Annotated in this window: 15 protein-coding genes and 2 tRNA genes; 13 read left to right on the plus strand and 4 right to left on the minus strand. The window is 71.4% G+C overall.

The genetic code is table 11. The annotated features are described in order from the left end of the window. Positions 1-641: 641 nt before the first annotated feature. From BUE48_RS00855 to BUE48_RS00865, 3 genes are all read right to left on the minus strand, one after another. A tRNA-Ser gene (locus tag BUE48_RS00855) sits at positions 642-731 on the minus strand. Positions 732-892: 161 nt separating this feature from the next. Beyond that, entirely contained in the window at positions 893-1,282 is a 390-nt protein-coding gene (locus BUE48_RS00860; protein WP_286988349.1) for a hypothetical protein, read from the minus strand. A 114-nt stretch (positions 1,283-1,396) separates the two neighbouring features. Then, positions 1,397-2,506 carry a glycerophosphodiester phosphodiesterase gene (locus tag BUE48_RS00865; protein ID WP_012850566.1) on the minus strand — a complete coding sequence of 370 codons (1,110 nt, stop codon included), beginning with the start codon at positions 2,504-2,506 and terminating at the stop codon, positions 1,397-1,399. A gap of 808 nt (positions 2,507-3,314) precedes the next feature. Here BUE48_RS00865 and BUE48_RS00870 point away from each other — a divergent pair. From BUE48_RS00870 to hisC, 13 genes are all read left to right on the plus strand, one after another. After that, positions 3,315-3,878 (plus strand): class IV adenylate cyclase, encoded by a 564-nt coding sequence (locus BUE48_RS00870; protein ID WP_286988352.1) that lies wholly within the window; start codon positions 3,315-3,317, stop codon positions 3,876-3,878. Between the two features lie 338 nt (positions 3,879-4,216). Then, positions 4,217-4,289: transfer RNA gene (locus tag BUE48_RS00875), tRNA-Arg, on the plus strand. A gap of 905 nt (positions 4,290-5,194) precedes the next feature. After that, a complete protein-coding gene (locus BUE48_RS00880) occupies positions 5,195-6,421 on the plus strand; it encodes a hypothetical protein (RefSeq protein WP_286988353.1) in 1,227 nt (408 codons plus the stop codon). Then, a complete protein-coding gene (locus tag BUE48_RS00885) occupies positions 6,421-8,745 on the plus strand; it encodes a serine/threonine-protein kinase (protein ID WP_012850570.1) in 2,325 nt (774 codons plus the stop codon). The genes BUE48_RS00880 and BUE48_RS00885 overlap by 1 nt, the downstream gene beginning before the upstream one ends. 365 nt (positions 8,746-9,110) lie before the next feature. Next, positions 9,111-10,022 carry a PP2C family protein-serine/threonine phosphatase gene (locus BUE48_RS00890; protein ID WP_353745264.1) on the plus strand — a complete coding sequence of 304 codons (912 nt, stop codon included), beginning with the start codon at positions 9,111-9,113 and terminating at the stop codon, positions 10,020-10,022. A 5-nt stretch (positions 10,023-10,027) separates the two neighbouring features. After that, positions 10,028-11,326 (plus strand): VWA domain-containing protein, encoded by a 1,299-nt coding sequence (locus BUE48_RS00895; protein WP_012850572.1) that lies wholly within the window; start codon positions 10,028-10,030, stop codon positions 11,324-11,326. Between the two features lie 4 nt (positions 11,327-11,330). Further along, positions 11,331-11,972 carry an FHA domain-containing protein gene (locus BUE48_RS00900; RefSeq protein WP_012850573.1) on the plus strand — a complete coding sequence of 214 codons (642 nt, stop codon included), beginning with the start codon at positions 11,331-11,333 and terminating at the stop codon, positions 11,970-11,972. A gap of 7 nt (positions 11,973-11,979) precedes the next feature. Then, positions 11,980-13,461 (plus strand): GlnX family signal transduction membrane protein, encoded by a 1,482-nt coding sequence (locus BUE48_RS00905; protein WP_041439146.1) that lies wholly within the window; start codon positions 11,980-11,982, stop codon positions 13,459-13,461. 23 nt (positions 13,462-13,484) lie between these two features. Next, complete coding sequence (locus BUE48_RS00910) at positions 13,485-14,324, plus strand: glutamate ABC transporter substrate-binding protein (protein WP_286988355.1); 840 nt, start codon at positions 13,485-13,487, stop codon at positions 14,322-14,324. A gap of 234 nt (positions 14,325-14,558) precedes the next feature. Continuing rightward, entirely contained in the window at positions 14,559-15,239 is a 681-nt protein-coding gene (locus BUE48_RS00915; RefSeq protein ID WP_012850576.1) for a lysophospholipid acyltransferase family protein, read from the plus strand. Between the two features lie 59 nt (positions 15,240-15,298). Beyond that, positions 15,299-16,024, plus strand: coding sequence for a hypothetical protein (locus BUE48_RS00920; RefSeq protein WP_012850577.1), 726 nt, complete (start codon positions 15,299-15,301; stop codon positions 16,022-16,024). Between the two features lie 146 nt (positions 16,025-16,170). Continuing rightward, on the plus strand, positions 16,171-16,842 hold the full coding sequence (locus tag BUE48_RS00925; RefSeq protein ID WP_012850578.1) for an NUDIX hydrolase: 672 nt from the start codon (positions 16,171-16,173) through the stop codon (positions 16,840-16,842). 53 nt (positions 16,843-16,895) lie between these two features. After that, positions 16,896-17,978, plus strand: coding sequence for a histidinol-phosphate transaminase (gene hisC / locus BUE48_RS00930; RefSeq protein WP_286988357.1), 1,083 nt, complete (start codon positions 16,896-16,898; stop codon positions 17,976-17,978). An 11-nt stretch (positions 17,979-17,989) separates the two neighbouring features. On the opposite strand, the gene BUE48_RS00935 is transcribed toward hisC, so the two are convergent. Then, positions 17,990-19,618, minus strand: a complete 1,629-nt coding sequence (locus BUE48_RS00935) for a protein kinase domain-containing protein (RefSeq protein WP_342610166.1) — start codon at positions 19,616-19,618, stop codon at positions 17,990-17,992. Positions 19,619-19,996 lie beyond the last annotated feature (378 nt).

Genomic DNA, 19,996 nt, shown 5'->3' on the forward strand with positions numbered 1-19,996 from the left:
GGTGCCGTTTCGGCCGGTGCGCTGCCCGTGAATCCTGGCCGGTACGACGACCAGGTCCCCGACTCGCTCGCGTCCCACTGCATCTCCTCGCCGGACTTGGTCACGAGGGCGATGAGGCGATCACCGTTGATTCGGGGCTCCTGACACACTCCCAGGGGCCGTGCGTCCTGAACATCCACCGGGTCACAACCGGGACCTGGGAAGGCCCGCGTGCCGTGCGAGATGAGGGCAGAGCATTCCTGTGATCGAGCCGATGCCGCTGACTGCGAACGGCGGCCGACAGGAAGGCGTCCGTCCATCAAGCCTTGGACGTCCCGTCCGGCTACGGCCGCCTGTCAGGTACCTGTCTGGCAAGGGGAGTCATGACCCCGCCTGACCACAGGGCGCTGGACTCTCCCGAAGGCCGGTTCCGTCCCATGCCGGGCGTCGGCGATCCAAGGACAGGTTCCTCGCCGATCCCGGCTGGTGCTCCCACATCGTCGCGATGCCCGGCGCGCTCGCCGAGGACGTGACGACGCCTGGTGCTCGTGCCGGCCGCATGCGGACAGCAGGACAAGACGGCTCTGGGATGTCGCGGCCGTACCCGCAAGATCGAAAACGCCCCCGCCGGGGGCCGGACCCCGACGGGGGCGCTGGTAGAGCGGAGGATCGGGGATTTGAACCCCGGAGAGGCGGTAAGCCTCAACCGCATTAGCAGTGCGGCGCCATAGACCTGACTAGGCGAATCCTCCTTGGACCATGGCCTCCTTGGACCATGTGGGTCGGAAACAGGCTACCCGGCAAAGGTCCGAGCGGCAAAGTGCGGCACGGCAGTTGGGCCCGGACAAGGTCGTCCGAATACGGTCACGTCCCGCCCGCCCCCGCCGGGCGGGACGTGACCGAAGACCGCAGGTCAGGCGTTGCAGGCGTCGCGGAGCTTGGCGCCGCTGCTGATCAGCTTGCTGGTGTCGGGCATGCGCAGGTTGCCGGAACCGGCGTCCCGCAGCACCTGGGCCAGCTCCTCCAGGTCGTCTGCGACCTGCTCGGCGGCCTCCTGGACGTCGCCGCCGGCCTTGCGGCCCTCGGCGCGGACCTTGGCGGCGGCGTCGGAGTAGACCTGGGCCGCGGCGCCGGGGTTGCTCAGGTGCTGGCTGGCCTTGGACGGCACGGCGCCGATCTCTTCCACCATGGCCTGGCAGGCCGCGGTCTTCTCCGAGTCGCCGCCGGGGAGGCAGGCCGTCGCCGCCAGCATCGCGCCACCGATGGCGAGGACGCCAAGGAGCCTGGTGGTCTGCGTACGCATGGAGATGTACTCGCTTTCTGTGGGGGGCTGTTGACGGGAACGCGGGTGTGCCGCGTTCCCGTCGCTCTACCTCCTTTTGTCGTCAGGGAAAGGCAATTGGTTGGGATCGATCGCTCATGAGCCGAACACGGCCGTGCGCGCGCCGACCCCGGCCGACGGGTCGTCGCAGAAGACCCCGTCCACGCCCAGCCTGTAGAGCTTGGACAGCCATCCCCCGACATCGCCGGTGGCCGCCCGGTAGCCGGGAGCGGCGGCGTTGCCCTGGCGGAAGTCGGCGGGCAGGAACTCGTTCTCGTTGCGCACCGTCCAGGTGTGGACGGCCAGGCCGTGCCGGTGCGCGTCCCGCACCAAGGTGGTGGGCTTGCCGAGCCGGCCGGAGGAGTCCACCGGGACGATCCAGCCGGTCGCCGGGCCGATCCCGTCGGCGTAGGAGGAGATCCACTTCAGGCCCGCGGGTTTGACCAGGTCGGCGTAGGTGCGCCGGTCGCCCTTGCGGACCAGGTCGTACGGCGCGCCTGAGCCGTCGATCAACTGGATGAGCCGGACCTTGGTGAGCTTGCGCAGGTCCCGCAGGTTGGAGGTCTCGAACGACTGGATGAAGACCTTGTCGCGGCGGCTGTCGAACCCGTACTTGTGCAGGGCGGCCACCAGCGGCTCCTCCATCGACAGCCCGAGACTGTCGAAATAGCTGGGGTGCTTGGTCTCCGGATACACCCCGACGCCGTGCTTGCGGGCCAGATCGAGCACCTCCTCCAGGGTGGGGATGGGCTCCAGGCCGTTGAAGACCGTGTTGCCGGGACGCAGCCCCGGTATCCGCTCCTCGGCGCGCAGCGTCCGCAGCTCGGCCAGGGTGAAGTCCTCGGTGAACCAGTCGGTGCGGGTGACGCCGTCCACGGTCTTGGTCCGTTTGCGGTCGGCGAACTCCGGGTGCTCCTCGACGTCGGTGGAGTCGGCCAGCCAGTTGTCATGACGGGCCACCAGCCGGCGGTCCTTGGTCATCACCAGGTCCGGCTCGATGTAGTCGGCGCCCTGCGCGATGGCCATCCGGTAGGCGGCCAGGGTGTGCTCCGGCCGCAGCCCGCTGGCTCCCCGGTGGCCGATGACGATGGGACGGCCGGCCCGCTCGGCCGCGGCGGGCGCGGGCTCGTCCAGCACCACTGTGCAGAACCCGGCGACGGCCGCTGCGACCAGCCCTCCGGCGAGTATCCGTGTGATCCGAGACATGACGCACCTCCGTTCTGGTGCGTCCGAAACGTAGGGCTGGAATCTTGCCGCTGCCGGACACTGAGGCGACGTGCGGAGAAACACCGCCTGACCGTCGGGGAGCCCTCGGTTGTTTTGCTTGACAGGACGGGTTTGAGTGGATTGCGTATGGTCGGTGTGATGGTCGCTTTATCAGTGGAGTCGGCTGGATGCCGTTTGAAGCTTGCTACCGGGGCGGGAACCAGGTGGGTCATGGATGTCCGGGATTCTGGTGTGACGGCGAATGGCGGCGGAAGGAGCTCATCTCCACAGTGGGCCGATGGCTGAATTCAGCCATCGGATTGCAGGGGATATCACTTGACTCCTCTAGGGGAGTTGATTGTTTCGGCTGGGCCGCGAAGGCAATGAACGTATCGGCGGAAGACTTCCCCGCGTTCGCCTGTTGGAGCGACCAGATCGGGCTCTGAACTGGAAACACGACGACCAGAGGAAGCGGTGGACGGACCTCCGGGGGCCTTGCTCAAGCCCTGTATTCGAGGTTCGCCTCACCGCTTTCGTGTGCCTCTGCCGGCGGGTGACTAATCCGCCGCTTCAAGGAGAAGCTTGCGTGGGCGGTTGGTTCAGCCGAAATTGTCGGGACACTGTCGGTTGTGGATCTACGAATAAGGGTCGTCGGCTCCTTGTTGTGTTCTTGCCTGGTCGGCAGAGACAACGTGCTGAGAAGGTTCACGGAGAGGAACTTGCGAGCAGCGGCTGACCACCGGTTGATGTCGGCCCCGGTCGGCGGCGCGCAGGCACCGCCTTCTGGCGGTTCACTGAGAGGTATGGCATGACGCTCGTCGAGTTCGAGGCCAAGCTCCTCGATATCGATCCCGAAGAGATGGCCTGCCGAATCGAGTCCGCCGGCGGGCGCCGCACGTCCGAAGACCGCCTGCAGCGGCGGTACGTGTTCGACATCGACACTCCGCCCGACCCGGCGCGGTGGATGCGGCTGCGAGACGACGGCGTCAGGGCGACCCTCGCCGTCAAGCACATCGTCCATGACGGAATCGACGGCACCAAAGAGGTCGAGGTCTCCGTGGACGACTTCGACCAGACGCTCCTGCTTCTGCAGGAGCTGGGATACAAGCCGAAGTCCTACCAGGAGAACCGCCGCACGAGCTTCCAGCTCGGCGAGGTGCACCTGGAGGTGGACGAGTGGCCGCTCATCCCGCCCTACCTGGAGCTCGAAGGCCCGTCCAAGGAAGCCGTCCTCGCGGCGGCCGACAGGCTGGGCATCGAACACGGCAGGCTGACGGGCATCAACACGGTCGAGGTCTACCGCCGATATGGCATGGACATCACCGACTACCCCGAGCTGAGGTTCGACCTCGAGGGCGGAAGCCACCGCTGACGCGAGCCCACGAGAGCGGTTCAGCCGGGAAGCCGCAGGCCCGGTGATGAGTCACCGGGCCTGTCCTCACCCCGGCCTCATCGGCTGGAGCACAGGCCTGGGCCACCTGCCGCCTCGTCACGTCCCACGACCGCCCCGGGCATCCGGACAGGGCCCTCTCCCGTGGCGCGAGCGCCTTGAAGCCACCGAACGAGAGCTTCGAATCGATTGGACCACGACGCAGGCTGTCTTAGACTTGAGAGCACCGTGGTGCACAGGAGCAACGGGTCTAGGCAAGGGCAGAGACCTGCTAGACTCTTCACCAGCACCACGCACCTGGCAGACAGACCAGGAGCCAAGCAGCCGTAGCTCAATGGATAGAGCATCTGACTACGGATCAGAAGGTTAGGGGTTCGAATCCTCTCGGCTGCGCAGCAGGTCAAAGGCCCCTCGCGATCACCGCGAGGGGCCTTTTGCTAACAGGTTTGCTAACAGCGGACTCCGCTCGGGCCACGGATTCCCCGACCGCCGCGGCGAAGATCCCAGCGGCTTCCACGAGCTGCTCGTTGATCACGTGTGCGTAGACCCGCAGCGTGACCGCCCGGATCGGCGTGGCCGGCCCGGGCGGTCACCCGACGGAGACGCCCGCCAGGAGCAGCGTGCGTGGATGTGGCGAAGGTCATGCAGCCGGGTATGCGGCGGCGGTTCGGCCGGGGGAGGCCCCGTCCTTCGGGGCGTTGTGGGCTTTCATCAGGTTGGCCACCAGCGAGGAGACCGTGTCGGGGTGAGCGGGGCCACCCTGGGCGGGGCGGAACACGTGATCATCGGTGGAGTGCCAAGACTCCCCCGGTTTCGGGTTTCTCGGCGGTCTGACGCCCGCGGTGAGCCTTTGGAACCTTGACCGTATCCGGCAGTGATGCCGACGACGCGGGATCGGCTGCTCTCGGTCGTCCCCTCGACACGTCGGCCACCCATGAAGGCCGCCGAGCCGGTGATGTGGATGGTCGCACCGTCGAGGTCGATATCCCGCCGGCGCAGGTTCAGCAGCCCGCCGCGCCGGAGAGGAGCCGATGTCGTCATCAGGAGAGACGTCCCCCGAGGTTGAGCAGGCCGCGCCTCGGTGGACGATGCGACGTGTCCTGCCCGTTTTGTCGATGAAACCCGAATGATCGGGGAGCCGGTCATCGCCGTCCGAATACCGTGCCCCGGTGATTCGGCCGGTTCGTGTCACCCGCCACAGAAGATCGGCGGTACCCCTGCCAGGCTGGACGATACTTACGTCAAGGGCGCCCCAAGTGGGAGGCGTAACGGAGTCGGCGGGACCACGCGGAGCGGCAGTGAGCGACAACGGCGCGGCGCCCCTGGGCCGGGACGAGATCGACCGCGCTCTGGCGTCGCTGCGCGACGAACGCGACCGCATCTCCACCGCCCTGTACGACCTGGAGAACCACCCCGGCTACCGGCTGCTCGAAGGCAGCCGGCTGACCGGGCTGACCCGTCGCCGCTGGCAGGAGGCCACCGACCGGCTGGCCACGCTGTGGCGGCTGTTCGACGCCTACCAGCGGGTCCTGGAGGAGGCCGAGGCGCTGCGCGAACGGCACCCGCGGCCCGCTGCGGCGGTGCTGCGGGAGCTGACCGGCCTGCTGTCCGGGCCGTCGGTGAAGCTCCTGCCGCAGGAGGTCTCGCTGCGGCGGCGCTCTCTCCTCGACCCCACCGGCGAACGCTGCACGCTGGCAGAGAGCGTCCGCCGGATGAGCGAGGCCTACCGCGAGGTCACCGAACTGGTCGCCACGGTCGACGCGGCCTGGGAGGCGCTGCTGGGCCCGCTGGGCGAACTCGAGGAGCAGTGGCGGCAGGCGACCCGGCTGGCCCGGTCGCTGGGACGCGGCCGGGACGCCGAACTGGACCGCATCGGCCGGGAGCTGGCCGCCGTCGGGCAGACCGTGCGGACCGACCCGCTGGCGCTCGCCCGCGACGGCAAGGCCGACACCGCCCGCCTGGAGGCGTTGCGCTCGGACCTGGCGGCGGCGCGCCGCGCCCTGGCCGAGGCCGTCCGGCTGCGGGAGGACTACGACCGGCGAATCGGCGAGCTCACCTCGTCCCTGGAAAAGCTGGAGGAGGTGGTGCGCCGGGCGCGGCGGGACTACCGCACCGTCCAGGTCAAGATCGCCTCCCCGGGGGTGAGCGAGCCCGCCGACCCCGCCCCGCGGCTGCGCGAGCGGCTGGCCTCCTTGGACGGGCTGCGGCGGGCCGGCCGCTGGGCGGAACTGGCGGGCGAGGTCGCCGAGCTGGAAGAGGCCGTCGCCGGTGCGCTGCGCCAGGCCGAACGCAGCCGCCACCTGATCGTCGGGCTGCTGGAGCGCCGCGACGAGCTGCGGGGACGCCTGGAGGCCTACCAGGTCAAGGCGGCCCGGCTGGGCCTGGCCGAGCACGGCGAGCTGGTGCGCCTGCAGGAACGGGCCCGCTCGCTGCTGTGGACGGCCCCTTGCGATCTGCAACGATCCACCGTCGTGCTGGCTGAGTACCAGCGTGTGCTCAGATCCCTCGAAACGGGGACGGACTGATGGAAAAGTGCACCCGGCCGGGTTGCCCCGGCTACATCGAGGACGGCTTCTGCAACGTCGATGGCCTGGCCCCCGAACCCGTTCCCGCCCAGCCCACGGCCGTCAGCGGGGCGCCCGGGGGGCAACCCGCCCCGCCCACTCGCCCCAGCGTTCCCGCCCCCTCCCAGCCGTCCGGCGCATCCGGGGCGACCGGCTCGGGCCGCACCGCCTCCGGGCGCAGCGCGCGCACCGGCGGTACCGCCTCCACCGGCTCCTCCCGCCGGGGCATGCTCGGCGCCGGCCTGGTGGAGGTGCCGCCGGTGCCCTACCGGGACCCGGCCACCGCCATCATGCGCAACCCCGAGGTGCCCGAGAACCGGCGCTTTTGCAGCGTGGACGGCGAGCCGGTGGGCCGCAGCCGGGACGGCCGCCCAGGACGCACCGAGGGTTACTGCCGCAAATGCGGGCACCCGTTCTCCTTCACCCCCAAGCTGCGGCCCGGCGACCTGGTCGGCGGCCAGTACGAGGTGCTCGGCTGCCTGGCCTTCGGCGGGATGGGCTGGATCTACCTGGCCCGCGACAAGAACGTCAGCGACAGCTGGCGGGTGCTCAAGGGCCTGCTGGACTCCGGCGACGCCGACGCCATGCGGGCCGCCACGGCCGAGCGCGCCTTCCTGGCGCAGGTGGACCACCCCAACATCGTCAAGATCTACAACTTCGTGCAGCACCCGGACCCGCACACCAAGCAGCCCGTCGGCTACATCGTCATGGAGTACGTCGGCGGCAAGTCGCTCAAGGAGATCGTGACGCAGCTGCGCCGCGAGCACGGCGAGGAGGCGTCGCTGCCGCTGCCCCAGGTGATCGCCTACGGGCTGGAAGTGCTGCGCGCCATGGGCTACCTGCACAGCCGCGGCCTGCTGTACTGCGACTTCAAACCCGACAACGCCATCCAGTCCGAAGAGCAGCTCAAGCTGATCGACCTGGGCGGGGTGCGGCGGATCGACGACGAGGACAGCCCGATCTTCGGCACCATCGGCTACCAGGCCCCCGAGGTCCCCACCGACGGCCCGTCGATCTCCTCCGACCTGTACACGGTGGGCCGGACGCTGGCGGTGCTGAGCTTCCCGTTCCGCGGCTACACCGGCCGCTACGCCCACAGCCTGCCGCCGCGCGAAGAGGTGCCGCTGCTGATGCGGCACGAGTCGTTCTACCGGTTCCTGTGCCGGGCCACCCACCCCGATCCGCGGGCCCGTTTCCAGGACGCCGCCGAGATGGCCGAGCAGCTCACCGGGGTGCTGCGGGAGGTGCTGGCCGCCGAGGACGGCCGGCCGCGCCCGGCCCCCTCCACCCTGTTCGGCACCGAGCAGCAGGCCGCGGGCGCCACCCTGCTCGAGCCGGCGGACGAAGCGGGCAGCGGGCAGAGCGCGGTGCTGCCCGCGCTGGATGTGCGCGCCGCCACCGCGGCGCTGCCGGTGCCGCAGGTCAGCCCCGCCGACCCGGCCGCCGGGTTCCTGTCCGGCCTGACCGCCCGCGACCCGGCCGACCTGGAGGCGGCGCTGGCCTACTCGCCGGTCTCCTCGCCCGAGGTGTCCTTGATGCTGGTGCGGGCCCGCATCGGGCAGGGCAAGCTGGGCGAGGCCGTGGAGCTGCTGGACCGGCTGGCGGCCGAGCGGCCCGAGGACTGGCGGCTGGACTGGTACCGGGGGCTGGCGGCGCTGGCGGCCGACGACCGCGCCACGGCCGTGGCGATCTTCGACGACCTGTGCAACCTGATGCCGGGGGAGAAGCCGCCCAAGCTGGCGCTGGCGTTCGCCCACGAGCGCAACGGCAACCTGCCGGCGGCGGTGCTCTACTACGACCTGGTGGCACGCACCGATCCCGGCTATGTCAGCGCCGCGTTCGGGGCGGCGCGGGTGCGGCTGGCGCTGGGGGACCGGGCCGGGGCCGTCGCCGTGCTGGACTCGGTGCCGCGGGTGTCCAGCCACCATGCGGCCGCCCAGCTGGCCGCGGTGGCCGCCGTCGTGCGCGGCCGCCCGCCCGCCGAGCTCAACCCGGCCGAGCTGGTGGCGGTCGGGCGGCGGCTGGAGGCGTTGCAGCTGGACGCCGAACGCTACCAGCGGGCCGCCGCCGAGGTGCTGGAGGCCGCGTTGAGCTGGACGCTGGCCCACCGCTCCTCCGCCGGGCAGGGCGCGCCGCAGGTGCTGGGCGTCCCGTTGCAGGAGGGCCCGCTGCGGCGCCGGCTGGAGAAGCTCTACCGCGGCCTGGCCCGCCTGTCCGACGATGTGGAGACCAGGCACCGGCTGGTGAACCGGGCCAATCGCGTGCGGCCGCGGACGCTGCTGTGAACGAGTGCTCAGGCGACCGGATCGAGGCAGGGATCATGGAACCCACGGCGGCCACCCGCTGCCCCGGCTGCACCGAGGCCGTCTCGGCGGACGACCAGTTCTGCGAAGCGTGCGGCCGGTTCCTGCGCGGAGCGAGCTCCACTGCCCGCCCTTCGGCGCCCCATCCCGGGCCCGGGGACGGCGGCGGGTCTGCCGCGGCGTCACCGGGCCCGGAAAAAGAGGAGAAGGCCGCGTCCGCGCCGCCTCCCCCGGCCGACTCCACGGCGTGGGAATGGGACCTTCCGTCGACGGTCGCATACGGCCCTCCGTCCGCGGCGGGGGGCGCCGTGCCGGAGCCCGAGCCGAAGCGGGCCGGAGCGCCGTGCGTGGAGTGCGGTGCGGCCGAGATCAGCGAGGACGGCTACTGCGAGCGGTGCGGGGTGCGCCAGCCCAGCGGACGCGAGCATCTGGAGATCGAGATCGCCGGTGCCGCCGGGGTCAGCGACCGGGGGTTGCGCTACCGCCGCAATGAGGACGCCATGGCGGTGGCCACGGCCGCCGGCAAGGTGATCGCGGTGGTGTGCGACGGGGTCTCCTCCGCGCCGCGTCCCGAGGAGGCCTCCAAGGTCGCCGCCGACACCGGCGCGGCCATGCTCGTCGCCCAGCTCACCGCGGGAGCCGACCCGCAGACCGCCACCCGGGCGGCGCTGGCGCGGGCGGCCAGGGCGGTCACCGCGCTGGCCGACTCCCCCTACGACGCGCCCGCCTGCACGTACGTGTCGGTCGTGGTGGGCGACGGCGCCGTCACCGTGGGCTGGGCCGGTGACAGCCGCGCCTACTGGATCTCCGGCGGCGGCGGCGCCCGCCCGTCCACCGCGCTGACCGTCGACGACTCCTGGGCGGCGCAGATGGTGCAGCGGGGCCTGATGACCCGGGCCCAGGCGTACGCCGACCACCGCGCCCACACCGTCACCGCCTGGCTGGGCGCCGACGCCGGGGAGGTGACGCCGCGCGCCGAGACCTTCCGGCCCGGTGGGTCCGGCGTGGTGGTGGTGTGCAGCGACGGCCTGTGGAACTACCTGCCGGAGGCCGCCGAGCTGGCCGAGGCCGTGCACGGCGCGCGCAGCCGCTGCGCGAGCGGGTCGCCGCTGGAGATCGCCAGGTCGCTGGTGCGGACGGCGCTGGAGGCGGGCGGCCATGACAACGTGACGGTGGTGCTGATCCCCTTCCCGCCGGGGGACGCCGAAACCCCTCCCGCAAGGGCGGAGGCTCTGGTGCGGGGCGAGACCGGGAGGTGACCGGGATGCCGGAGTTCACCATCAAAGTCGACCAGAACCGCTACCTGCCGGTGAGCGGCGGCGAGGTGCACGCCATCGTGACCGTCGAGGCCACCGGCTCGTCCGCGCCGCCCGGCGGGGGCGCCGCCGAAGCCGCCGAGGTGATCATCATCGACACCTCCGGCTCCATGGCGTCCGATGGCAAGCTGGCCGAGGCCAAGCGGGCGGCCCGCACGGCGGTGGACACGCTGCGCGACGGCGTGCACTTCGCCGTGATCGCCGGTTTCCACCGCGCCGAGCCGGTTTACCCCGGTGGGGAGAGGCTGGCGGTGGCCTCCGCGAGCACCAAGAAGGAGGCCAAGAAGGCGATCGGCCGGCTGACGTCCGGCGGCGGCACCGCCATCGGCTCATGGCTGCGGATGGCCCACGGACTGATGTCCCGGCAGGGCGCCGGCGGGGTGCGGCATGCGATCTTGCTGACCGACGGCCAGAACCAGCACGAGACCGCCGAGGAGCTGGACGCCGCGCTGCGGGCGGTGTCCGGGAGTTTCGTGTGCGACTGCCGGGGAGTCGGCACCGACTGGAGGGTGGCCGAGCTCCGCAAGATCGCTTCTGCGCTGCTGGGCAGCGTGGACATCGTGGCCGACCCGCGCGACCTGGCGGCCGACTTCCGGGCCATGACCGAAAACGCCATGGGCAAGACGGTGGCGGATGTGACGCTGCGGATCTGGACGCCCCTGCACGGGACGCTGAAGTTCATCAAGCAGGTCTCGCCCGCCCTGGAGGACCTGACCGGCAAACGCACCGACTCGGGCCCGCAGACCGGGGACTACCCGACCGGGGCGTGGGGCGAGGAGATCCGCGACTACCACCTGTGCGTGCAGGTCCCGCCGGGCGAGGTGGGCCGGCAGATGCGGGCGGCCTGGGTGAAGCTGGTCGTCCCCGACGGCGCCGGCGGCGAACGGGTGGCGGCCACCGGTAATGTGCTGGCCGAGTGGACCGATGATGAGGCCAGATCCACTCGGATCAACCCCCGCGTGGCCCACTACACCGGGCAGGAGGAGCTGGCCGAGGCCATTCAGGAGGGCCTGGACGCGCGGCGGGAGGGCGATCTGGACACGGCGACCGCGCGGCTGGGCCGTGCGGTGCAGCTGGCCCGGCGGGCCGGCAACCGGCAGATGGAGGAGCTGCTGGGCAACGTGGTGGACGTCATCGACCCGGTCACCGGAACCGTCCGGCTGAAGAAGAAGGTCGAAAAGGCCGACGAGATGTCGCTGGAGACCCGCTCCACCAAGACGGTGCGCACCCGCAAGGACGGAGGCTGAGGCCATGCCGCACTGCCCGAACGGCCATTCCTCCGCCGCCGAGGACTACTGCGACGTCTGCGGTGAGCTGATGGCCGGTGCGGCGTCCACCGCCTCCGGGCCGGCCGAGCCGCCGCCGGAGCCGTGCCCGGTCGACGGCACGCCGCGCAGCGGGCGGTTCTGCGAGACCTGCGGATACGACTTCGAGACCGGCAACCGGGGCGGCGGGCCGCCGCCCCAGCCGGCCCGGCCGGCGGTTTCCGGAGGCTGGTCGGCGGTGGTGTCGGCCGACCGGGAGTACTTTGCGACCGTGGTGGCCGAGATGGGACCGGACGCCGCCGCGCTGACCTTTCCGCCCTATGCGCCGGACCGGCGGTACCTGCTGGTCGGCCCGCAGGTGCGGATCGGCCGCCGCAGCCTCTCGCGCGGCTTCGTCCCCGAGATCGATTTGAGCATCCCGCCGGCGGACCCGGGGGTCTCGCACATCCACGCGGTGCTGCTGGCCCGCCCGGACGGCGGCTGGGCGCTGGTGGACCCGGGCTCCACCAACGGCACCACCATCAACGGATCGACCGAGCCGATCGCCTGCAACGTCGAGGTGCCGCTGAAGAACGGCGACCGCATCCACGTCGGCGCATGGACCACCATCACCCTGCGGAAGGAATGACGAAGGCGTGAGTAGCACGGTGCGGCGGCCGGCATCGCCCCATCCGTCCGCCGCGACCCGCCGCCCGGGGGCGCCGGCGCGGCCGCGGCGCCGGCTGCATCTGCGGACCGTCCCGGCCCGCATCCGCGCGCTGACCGCGGTGGTGCTGGTGGCGGTGGCGGCGCTGTTCGGCACGGCGAGCTGGGCGATCGGCAACGCCCGCACCGGGCTGGAGGTCATCGGGCACGACGCCGGGCCGCAGGTGATGGTCACCGGCGACCTGTTCTTTGCGCTCAGCGACATGGACGCCCAGGTCGCCACCGTGCTGCTGCTGGGCCGCGATCACCGGCTCGGCCGCGGCCGGGCGGCCGCGCTGGAGCGCTATGAGCAGCGCCGCAGCGAGGCCAACCGGGCGCTGCTGCAGGCCGCCCAGCTCGCCGGGGACGACCCCATCGAGCGGCGCACGGTGCAGGCCGTGCTGGACGGCCTGGGCCGCTATGAGCGGCTGGCCGGCCAGGCCATGCAACTGGACCAGGAGCCGCAGTACGCGCACCCGGCGGGCCGGCCGTCCCCGCGGGTGCTGGAGCTGTACCGGCAGGCCGGCGAGCTGATGAAGCTGGAGCTGCTGCCGCAGGCCTACAACCTGACGTTGGAGAGCGGCTCGATCGTCCGCAAAACCTACGAGAGCAAGCACTGGTCGGTGCGGGCCGGCCGGGTGGGGGTGCTGGCGGCCGGGCTGGCGGTGGTGGCCGCGCTGCTGGTCCTCCAGTGGTATCTGGCGCGGCGGTTCCGGCGGCTGCTCAACCCGGCGCTGGTGCTGGCCACGCTGGGGGTGCTGGCGGTGACGCTGCCGGCGGCCGGGCTGCTGGACTCGCTGGCCGGCCGGCTGCAGAGCGCCAAACGGGACGGGTTCGACTCGGTGCTGGCGCTGTCGCGGGCCCGGGCCATCAGCAACAGCGCCTACGCCGATGAGAGCCGCTACCTGCTGGATCCCGCTCGTGCCGACACCTACGAGCAGGTCTACTTCGACAAATCGCAGGCGATCTTGTACTTGGACGCCGAGCGCACCAAGAGCCTGACCGACTATCACGCCGGGGTGGGCCCGGCCGTGGAGCGCTTTGTGACCGGTGGCCGGGCGCAGGTGGACTTCCTGGGCTTTTTCGGCGACCAGGCCCGGCGGGCCGAGCCCGGCACCTCCCGGGCGCGGGCCTTGGCCGAGGTGCTCACCGGGTACCGCGCGTTTCAGGAGGGCGACCGGCGCCTGCGGGAGCTGGTGGCCGCCGGCCGGCCGGCGGAGGCGCTCGCCCAGCATCTGCAGGCCGACGCGTTCGAACGCTACGACGCGGCGCTGGTGCGGCTGGCCGAGCAGCACCGCACCGCGTTCACCGGCGCCATCGCCGACGGCGACCGCAGGCTGCGGGGCTGGCATGTGGCGCTGCCCGGTGCGTGCGCCGTCATCGCCGTCTTGGTTCTCCTCGGCGTCCGGCCCCGCCTGGCCGAGTACCGCTGAAGCCGCATCGGAGGTTTGCGATCATGCGTTCGTCCCGCATCGCCGGCCGTAGGGCGGCCGCCGCGGCATCGGCCGTCCTGGCGGCCGTCGCGCTCGCCGGCTGCGACGCCGGCGGGGCCGGCTCGATCCTGGACAAGTCCACCTTGCGGATCGGGGTGAAGGCCGACCAGCCCGGGCTGGGCCTCAAACGGCCGGACGGCACGTTCGAGGGCTTCGATGTGGACGTGGCCAGGTACGTGGCCGGCAGGCTGGGGTTCGCCGAAGAGGACATCACCTTCGTCGAGACGCCCTCCAGCGTCCGGGAGCAGGCCCTGCAGGAGCGGCGGGTGGACATGATCGTGGCGACCTACTCGATCACCGCCGGCCGCAAGACCAAGGTGACCTTCGCCGGGCCGTACTACGTCGCCCACCAGGACACCTTGGTGCGGGCCGGCGACGGCGCCGTCAGGAACGTGCGCGACCTGAGCGGCCGCAGGCTGTGCAAGGTCACCGGCTCCAACTCCTGGCGGCGGGTGACCGAGGAGCGCAAGGTCCCGGCACGGCTGGTGGAGACCTCTTCCTACAGCGATTGCGTGAACCGGCTGCTGTCGGGCGAGCTGGACGCGGTCTCGACCGACGATCTGATCCTGGCCGGGTTCGCCGCCCGGTACGGGGACAGGGTCAAGATCATCAATGCCCCGATCTCGGACGAAAAGTACGGGATCGGGCTGCATAAGGGCGATATCGACGGGTGTGAGGCGATCAACACCGCGTTGACCCAGATGTACCAGGATGGCACCGCCCGGAGGTTGCTGGACAAGTGGTTCGGCCGCACCAGCCTGCGGACCAACCCGTATGTGCCGCAGTTCGAAGGGTGCGGCTGAGCGCGCGGAATTCTTACCGGCCAGTAGGGATTACTGGCCAGTAGGAATTGGTGAGGACTGGACTTACCGTCCAGTACCGAAGAGGATTTCCCCCGGCGTTCCCGGAGCGCCCGCCAATGTGTGTGAAATCACCCCCATCGGGCCTTTGACCTGTGCAGAGCCGACAACGGCGATGCGGTTCGGGGCCGGTTGGCCGGGCACGTTACAGTGGCGGTGCGGAATTCGGGAGGCTGGGTGTTTTACACGTTCATGTCGCGCGTAGTGGCTCCGATCCTTCGCCTGCTATTTCGCCCAAAGGTCGAAGGACTGGAGAACGTCCCCGCCTACGGGCCACTGATCATCGCCAGCAACCACCTGTCGTTCATCGACAGCTTCATCATCCCGCTGTCGATCCCCAGGCCGGTGACCTACATCGCCAAGGCCGAATACTTCGAGCAGCCCGGGCTCAAAGGCCGCTTCATCCGCTGGTTCCTGACCACGCTGGGGCACATGCCGATCCAGCGGGGCGCCCGGCGGGCCGCCATGGGGGCGCTGGAGCAGGCCCTGAAGGTGCTGGAGAACGGCGGCGCCTTCGCGATCTACCCCGAGGGCACCCGCTCCCGGGACGGCCGGCTGTACCGGGGCCGCACCGGCACCGGCTGGCTGGTGCTGGCCTCCGGCGCCCGGGTGCTGCCGATCGGGCTGCAGAACACCGAGATCCTGCAGCCCATCGGGCGCCGCCTGCCGCGCATCTGCTGGCCCGGCCGCCCCCGCCCGATCGTGCGGATCGGCCCGGTGATGGACTTCTCCCACTACCGCGACCTGCCCCCGGCCAAGGCCCGGCGCGTGATCACCGACGAGATCGTCGAGACCATCCAGAAGCTGTCCGGCCAGGACTACGCCGGGGTCTACAACGAGAACGCCGACGTCTCCTGACCGCCACCAAAACGTCGTCACCGGCGTGTCTCGCCAGAGGTATCAGTAAGGTCGCGGGCATGGCTTCGTCACGTAGCGTCAATGCCCTCTTCCTCAGTGTGCTCACCTGCGCCGCTCTGGCCACCGCGTGCGGCGGCCAGAGCGGCGACGGCAAGGCCGGCGCCGATCAGGAAAGCGAACGCGCCGCCCCCGCGGGAACCGGCTACACCTCCGACCAGCTCCGCCAGGCGCTGCCCACCGAACTGTCCGGATACCGGCGCACCGGCGAGCCGGAGGCCGGCGAGTACGCCTCGCTGAAGAGCATCGCCAACTTCCTGCAACTGCAGCGCCAGGTCACCTACGACAAACCCCGCTGCGCCAAGGTCACCGGCGCCTCCGTCGCCCTCGACGAGGAGCTGCGCACGGTGCCGGCCGCCGTCGCCATCTTCTCCAAGGGCGGCGGCCACTCGGTGTCCACCACCTTGATGGCGGTGCCCAACTCCACCGCCGAACGGCATGTGCAGGTGCGGATGCCCGAGCAGTGCAAGCAGTTCCGCACCAAGATCAACGGCAAGTGGGCCGAGCACGAGGTGGTGGAGGCCGGCTCCGGCGACACCGGGCTGGGCTCGCGCATCGTCGGGGTGGCCAGCACCCTCAACGAGACCGCGGTCAAGACCTGGTACGTGGTGCTGCGCGGCCGGGGCTACCTGGCCACGATCGCCCTGTACGGGCCGACGGCCACCCGCGCCGAGGCCGAGCAGCTGGCCCGCCAGACCTACGACCACGCCGAACGCATCCTGCCCTGACAAGCGCTCACCGCGCACCGGCCCGCCGGCGTGGCGCCGGGAGGACGCCCCGGCGTCACGCCGTTCTCCCCGGCTGCGGCCGGAAAAGGTTCGGTGAAAAGGAGCGATGGGACCAGGGGACCCGCCGGGGCCGATAACGTTCAAGCATGACCGTCCCCCGGCTGGCAGTCTCCGTGGACCTCGTGGTGCTGACCGTCCGTGAACAGCGGCTGTGCGCACTGACCTGGCGGCGTGACCGGCCGCCTTATGAGGGATGCTGGTCGCTGCCGGGCGGGTTCATCCAGCTGGATGAGGACCTGCCGGTGGCCGCCGCCCGGCTGATGGCCGAACGGGCGGGGCTGGCCGACGTCCGCATCCACCTGGAACAACTGGCGACCTACGGCTACCCCGACCGCGACCCCCGCCAGCGGGTGGTCAGCGTCGCCTACCTGGGACTGGCGCCCGACCTGCCGGCCTCCTCCCGCGCCCAGGTGCTGTGGCGGAGCGTGGACGAGCTCGACAACGAGCGCGCCGCCTTCGACCACCGCAGGATCCTGCGGGACGGGGTGGAACGGGCCCGCGCCAAGCTGGAGTACACCTCGCTGGCCGCCGCGTTCTGCCCGCCGGAGTTCACCGTGGCCGAGCTGCGCCGGGTCTATGAGATCGTCTGGGGCACCCATCTGGACCCGCGCAACTTCCACCGCAAGGTCACCGGCGCCGACCGGTTCCTCATCCCCACCGGCCGCACCACCACCCGCGACGGCGGCCGTCCCGCCCAGCTGTACCGGCGGGGCGACGCCGAGCAGCTGCGCCCGCCCATGCTGCGCCCGCGTCCATGACGCCGCCGGCGGCGTAGTCTTGGGACGTCACCCGTCACCTTTGGAGGGCAACGGTGCCTGAGGTCGCCACTCCTCGTTTCCGCTCCGTGCTGGACCGGTTCGCCGCCTACAAGCCCGGCAAGACCGCGGTCTCCCCGGACGGCCGGTCCTACAAGCTGTCGTCGAACGAGTCCCCGTTCGGGCCGCTGCCGTCGGTGCTGGAGGCGATCGGTGAGGCGGCGCGGCGGGTGAACCGCTACCCCGACAACAACGCCACCGCGCTGATCGAGGCGATCTCCGAGCGCTTTGCGGTGCCCGCCGACCACATCGCGGTGGGCTGCGGCTCGGTGGGCGTCACTCAGATGCTGCTGGAGGCGGTGGCCGAGCCCGGCGCCGAAGTGCTGTACGCCTGGCGGTCGTTCGAGGCCTACCCGGTGCTGGTGGCGCTGTCGGGGGCGCAGGCGGTGCAGGTGCCGCTGCGGGAGGAGACCCACGACCTGGCCGCGATGGCCGAGGCGATCACCGAGCGGACCCGCCTGATCTTCGTGTGCAACCCCAACAACCCCACCGGCACGGCGGTGCGCCGCGCCGAGCTGGAGTCCTTCCTGGACCGGGTGCCCGCCGACTGCCTGGTCGTCCTGGATGAGGCCTACCGCGAGTACATCCGCGACGAGCAGGTCCCCGACGGCCTCACCCTGTACGGCGACCGCCCCAACCTGGCCGTGCTGCGCACCTTCTCCAAGGCCTACGGGCTGGCCGGGCTGCGCGTGGGCTTCCTGGTGGCGCACCCGGTGGTGGCCGGCGCGGTCCGCAAGACCATGCTGCCCTTCAGCGTCAACTCCCTGGCCCAGGCCGCCGCCATCGCCTCCCTGGCCGCCGAGGACGAGCTGCTGGAACGGGTGGAGGGCACCGTCAAGGAACGCCACCGGGTCGTCAGCGCCCTGCGCGACCAGGGCTGGTCGGTGCCCCCCACCGAGGCCAACTTCGTCTGGCTCCGCCTGGGCGAGCGGACCTTGGACTTCGCGGCCGCCTGCGAGGCCCAGGGCGTCAGCGTGCGTCCCTTCGCCGGGGAGGGCGCGCGGGTCTCCATCGGCTCGCCCGAGGAGAACGACGCGTTCCTGGCCGTGGCCGCCGCCTACCCGCACCGCAACCGCTGAGCTTGCGCCCGTTAGGCGCACTCCCCTTCGGCCGCCAGGCGGTGGGAGGGGGCACTGCCGGGGGACGCACTGGCCTGGCCCGCGTAAACAGCGGGGCACGCGTCGTAGGAGTGCGTGACCTCCACAGTGGTGCTCCCAGTGGCCGGCACCGTCACGGTCACGGTCTCGGGAGCGCCATGGGCGACGTCATCGGCGTAGAACTGGACGGTGAGGGTGACCGTGCCGGCACCGGAGGCGGTGACCTTCACCTGCGCGGTGGCGGTGGTGCCCGTCTCGTCCAAGGAGAGCCCGACGATCTCCACGGCGGTGGCCTCGAAGGAAGCGGACGGGGACGGGCTCGGCGTGGGCGGGGGGCTCGGCGGGCTCGACGGCCTGCCGGGCGGAACGGCCGGGCCGCTGGATGGGCTGCTGCCGGTGGGGGCGCCGGCGCTCGGCCGGTCGATGCCGATGCTCGCCGCCCCGCCGGTGGCGGAGCGGCCGCCCTTGACGGCCGGGCTTTCGCCGGCGTCGAAGCCGGGCAGTGCAGAAGACTCCACGGGAGGCGCCGGTCCCGTCTCGGAGACGCCGGGCAGCGCCTCACCGGTGCCCCGGGCGTTCTTGCCGGAGGCGTAGACCACCGCGCCCGTGCCGACCACCAGCAGCAGGGCGGCGGCCAGTGCGATCAGCAACCTGCCGCGGGAGCGCCGGCGGCGCCCGTTGAGCATGGCCCGGGCCTGCTCGTCGCTGACCAGTTTGCGCGACAGCGGGAACAGCAGCTTCAGCACCGACGCCCGCTCACTGAGCTGCTCCCGTCCGCGTTGCTCCCAGGCGGGCCCGTAGGCGGCCAGCGCGACGGATTCCAGGCGGCTCACGAAGACCGGTGCGGTGACGGGACGCTCGTTGGGGTCGGCGGCCAGTCCGGTGGTGACCAGGGAGACGAGGGGCTGGGGGAGCTGCGGCCCGATCGGGCCGGCGCACCGTCCGCCGGTGAAGACCGGCGGCTCCCCGGTCAGACACTCATAGAGGATCGCGGTGGCCGAGTACAGGTCGGCGGCGGTCGTCACCGGGCCGCCGGCGGCCAGCTCGGGCGCCCGGTAGCGCTCCGCCCCCGCCGAGGCCGCCGTGCCGCCGCCGGCGATGACGCCCAGCCCGGCCAGTTTGCAGGTGCCTTCGTCGTCCACCAGGACGTTCCCGGGGCTGACGGACCCGTGGGTCAGCCCGCTGCGGTGCGCGGCGGCCAGCGCCAGCAGGACCGCCTTGCACACCAGCAGGGACGCCTCCGGCGCCAGGCGCCCCTCGGCCTTGATGATCCGCTCCAGGCTGATCCCGTCGACCAGCTCGCTGATCAGCGCGGTGCCGTGCGGGGACGTGACGTACTCGTGCAGCCGGACCAGCCCCGGGTCATCCAGCCCGGCGATCAGCCGTGCCTCGTCGTGGAACGCCTGCCGGCCGGGCGGCTGCGGCGGCAGGTACCTGATCGCGACGGGGGTGCCGGTGGACTTGCGGACGGCGAGCATCACCCGTCCGACGCTGCCCTCTCCGAGCTCACGGATATGGCGATACCCCGCAACCGCCCATTCTCCGCTCACATCACACCCTTCGCTCCGAGCAGCTTCGACCGTCCCGTTCCTCGGGGCCACCGTCGCGTCGGGCAGTGGCACGACAGAGACGGTACGGTGCGCTTGACCGTATCGCCGCTACTTTGCGTCCGTTTTTCGGAGGCGACCGCTATAGGTCAGACGTTCCGCCCGTCTCTCTGGTTGTCACGACATGATCGGCTTCCTGTGCGATCCGCGGCCCGTGCCCGCATGAAGCAGGCGGACCGCCATCAACGTAGCCGATCGGGCTGACGGTCGCGGAGGCGAAGCTTGGGGTGCGGGTTGCAGGCGGGACGTCTGGTGCGATCGCCTGCGTATTCGGCGAGCCGGGGGGTGAAGCGAACGAACTCGCTCTATCGGCGGGCTCTGCCTGCCGCAGGAGGCGGAAACCGTTTGAACGGCCCTAGAAAGGACGAAGCCGACCGGGGGCGGGGTCCCCGG

Source organism: Thermomonospora sp. CIF 1 (assembly GCF_001896795.1).
Classification (GTDB): Bacteria; Actinomycetota; Actinomycetes; order Streptosporangiales; family Streptosporangiaceae; genus Thermomonospora; species Thermomonospora curvata.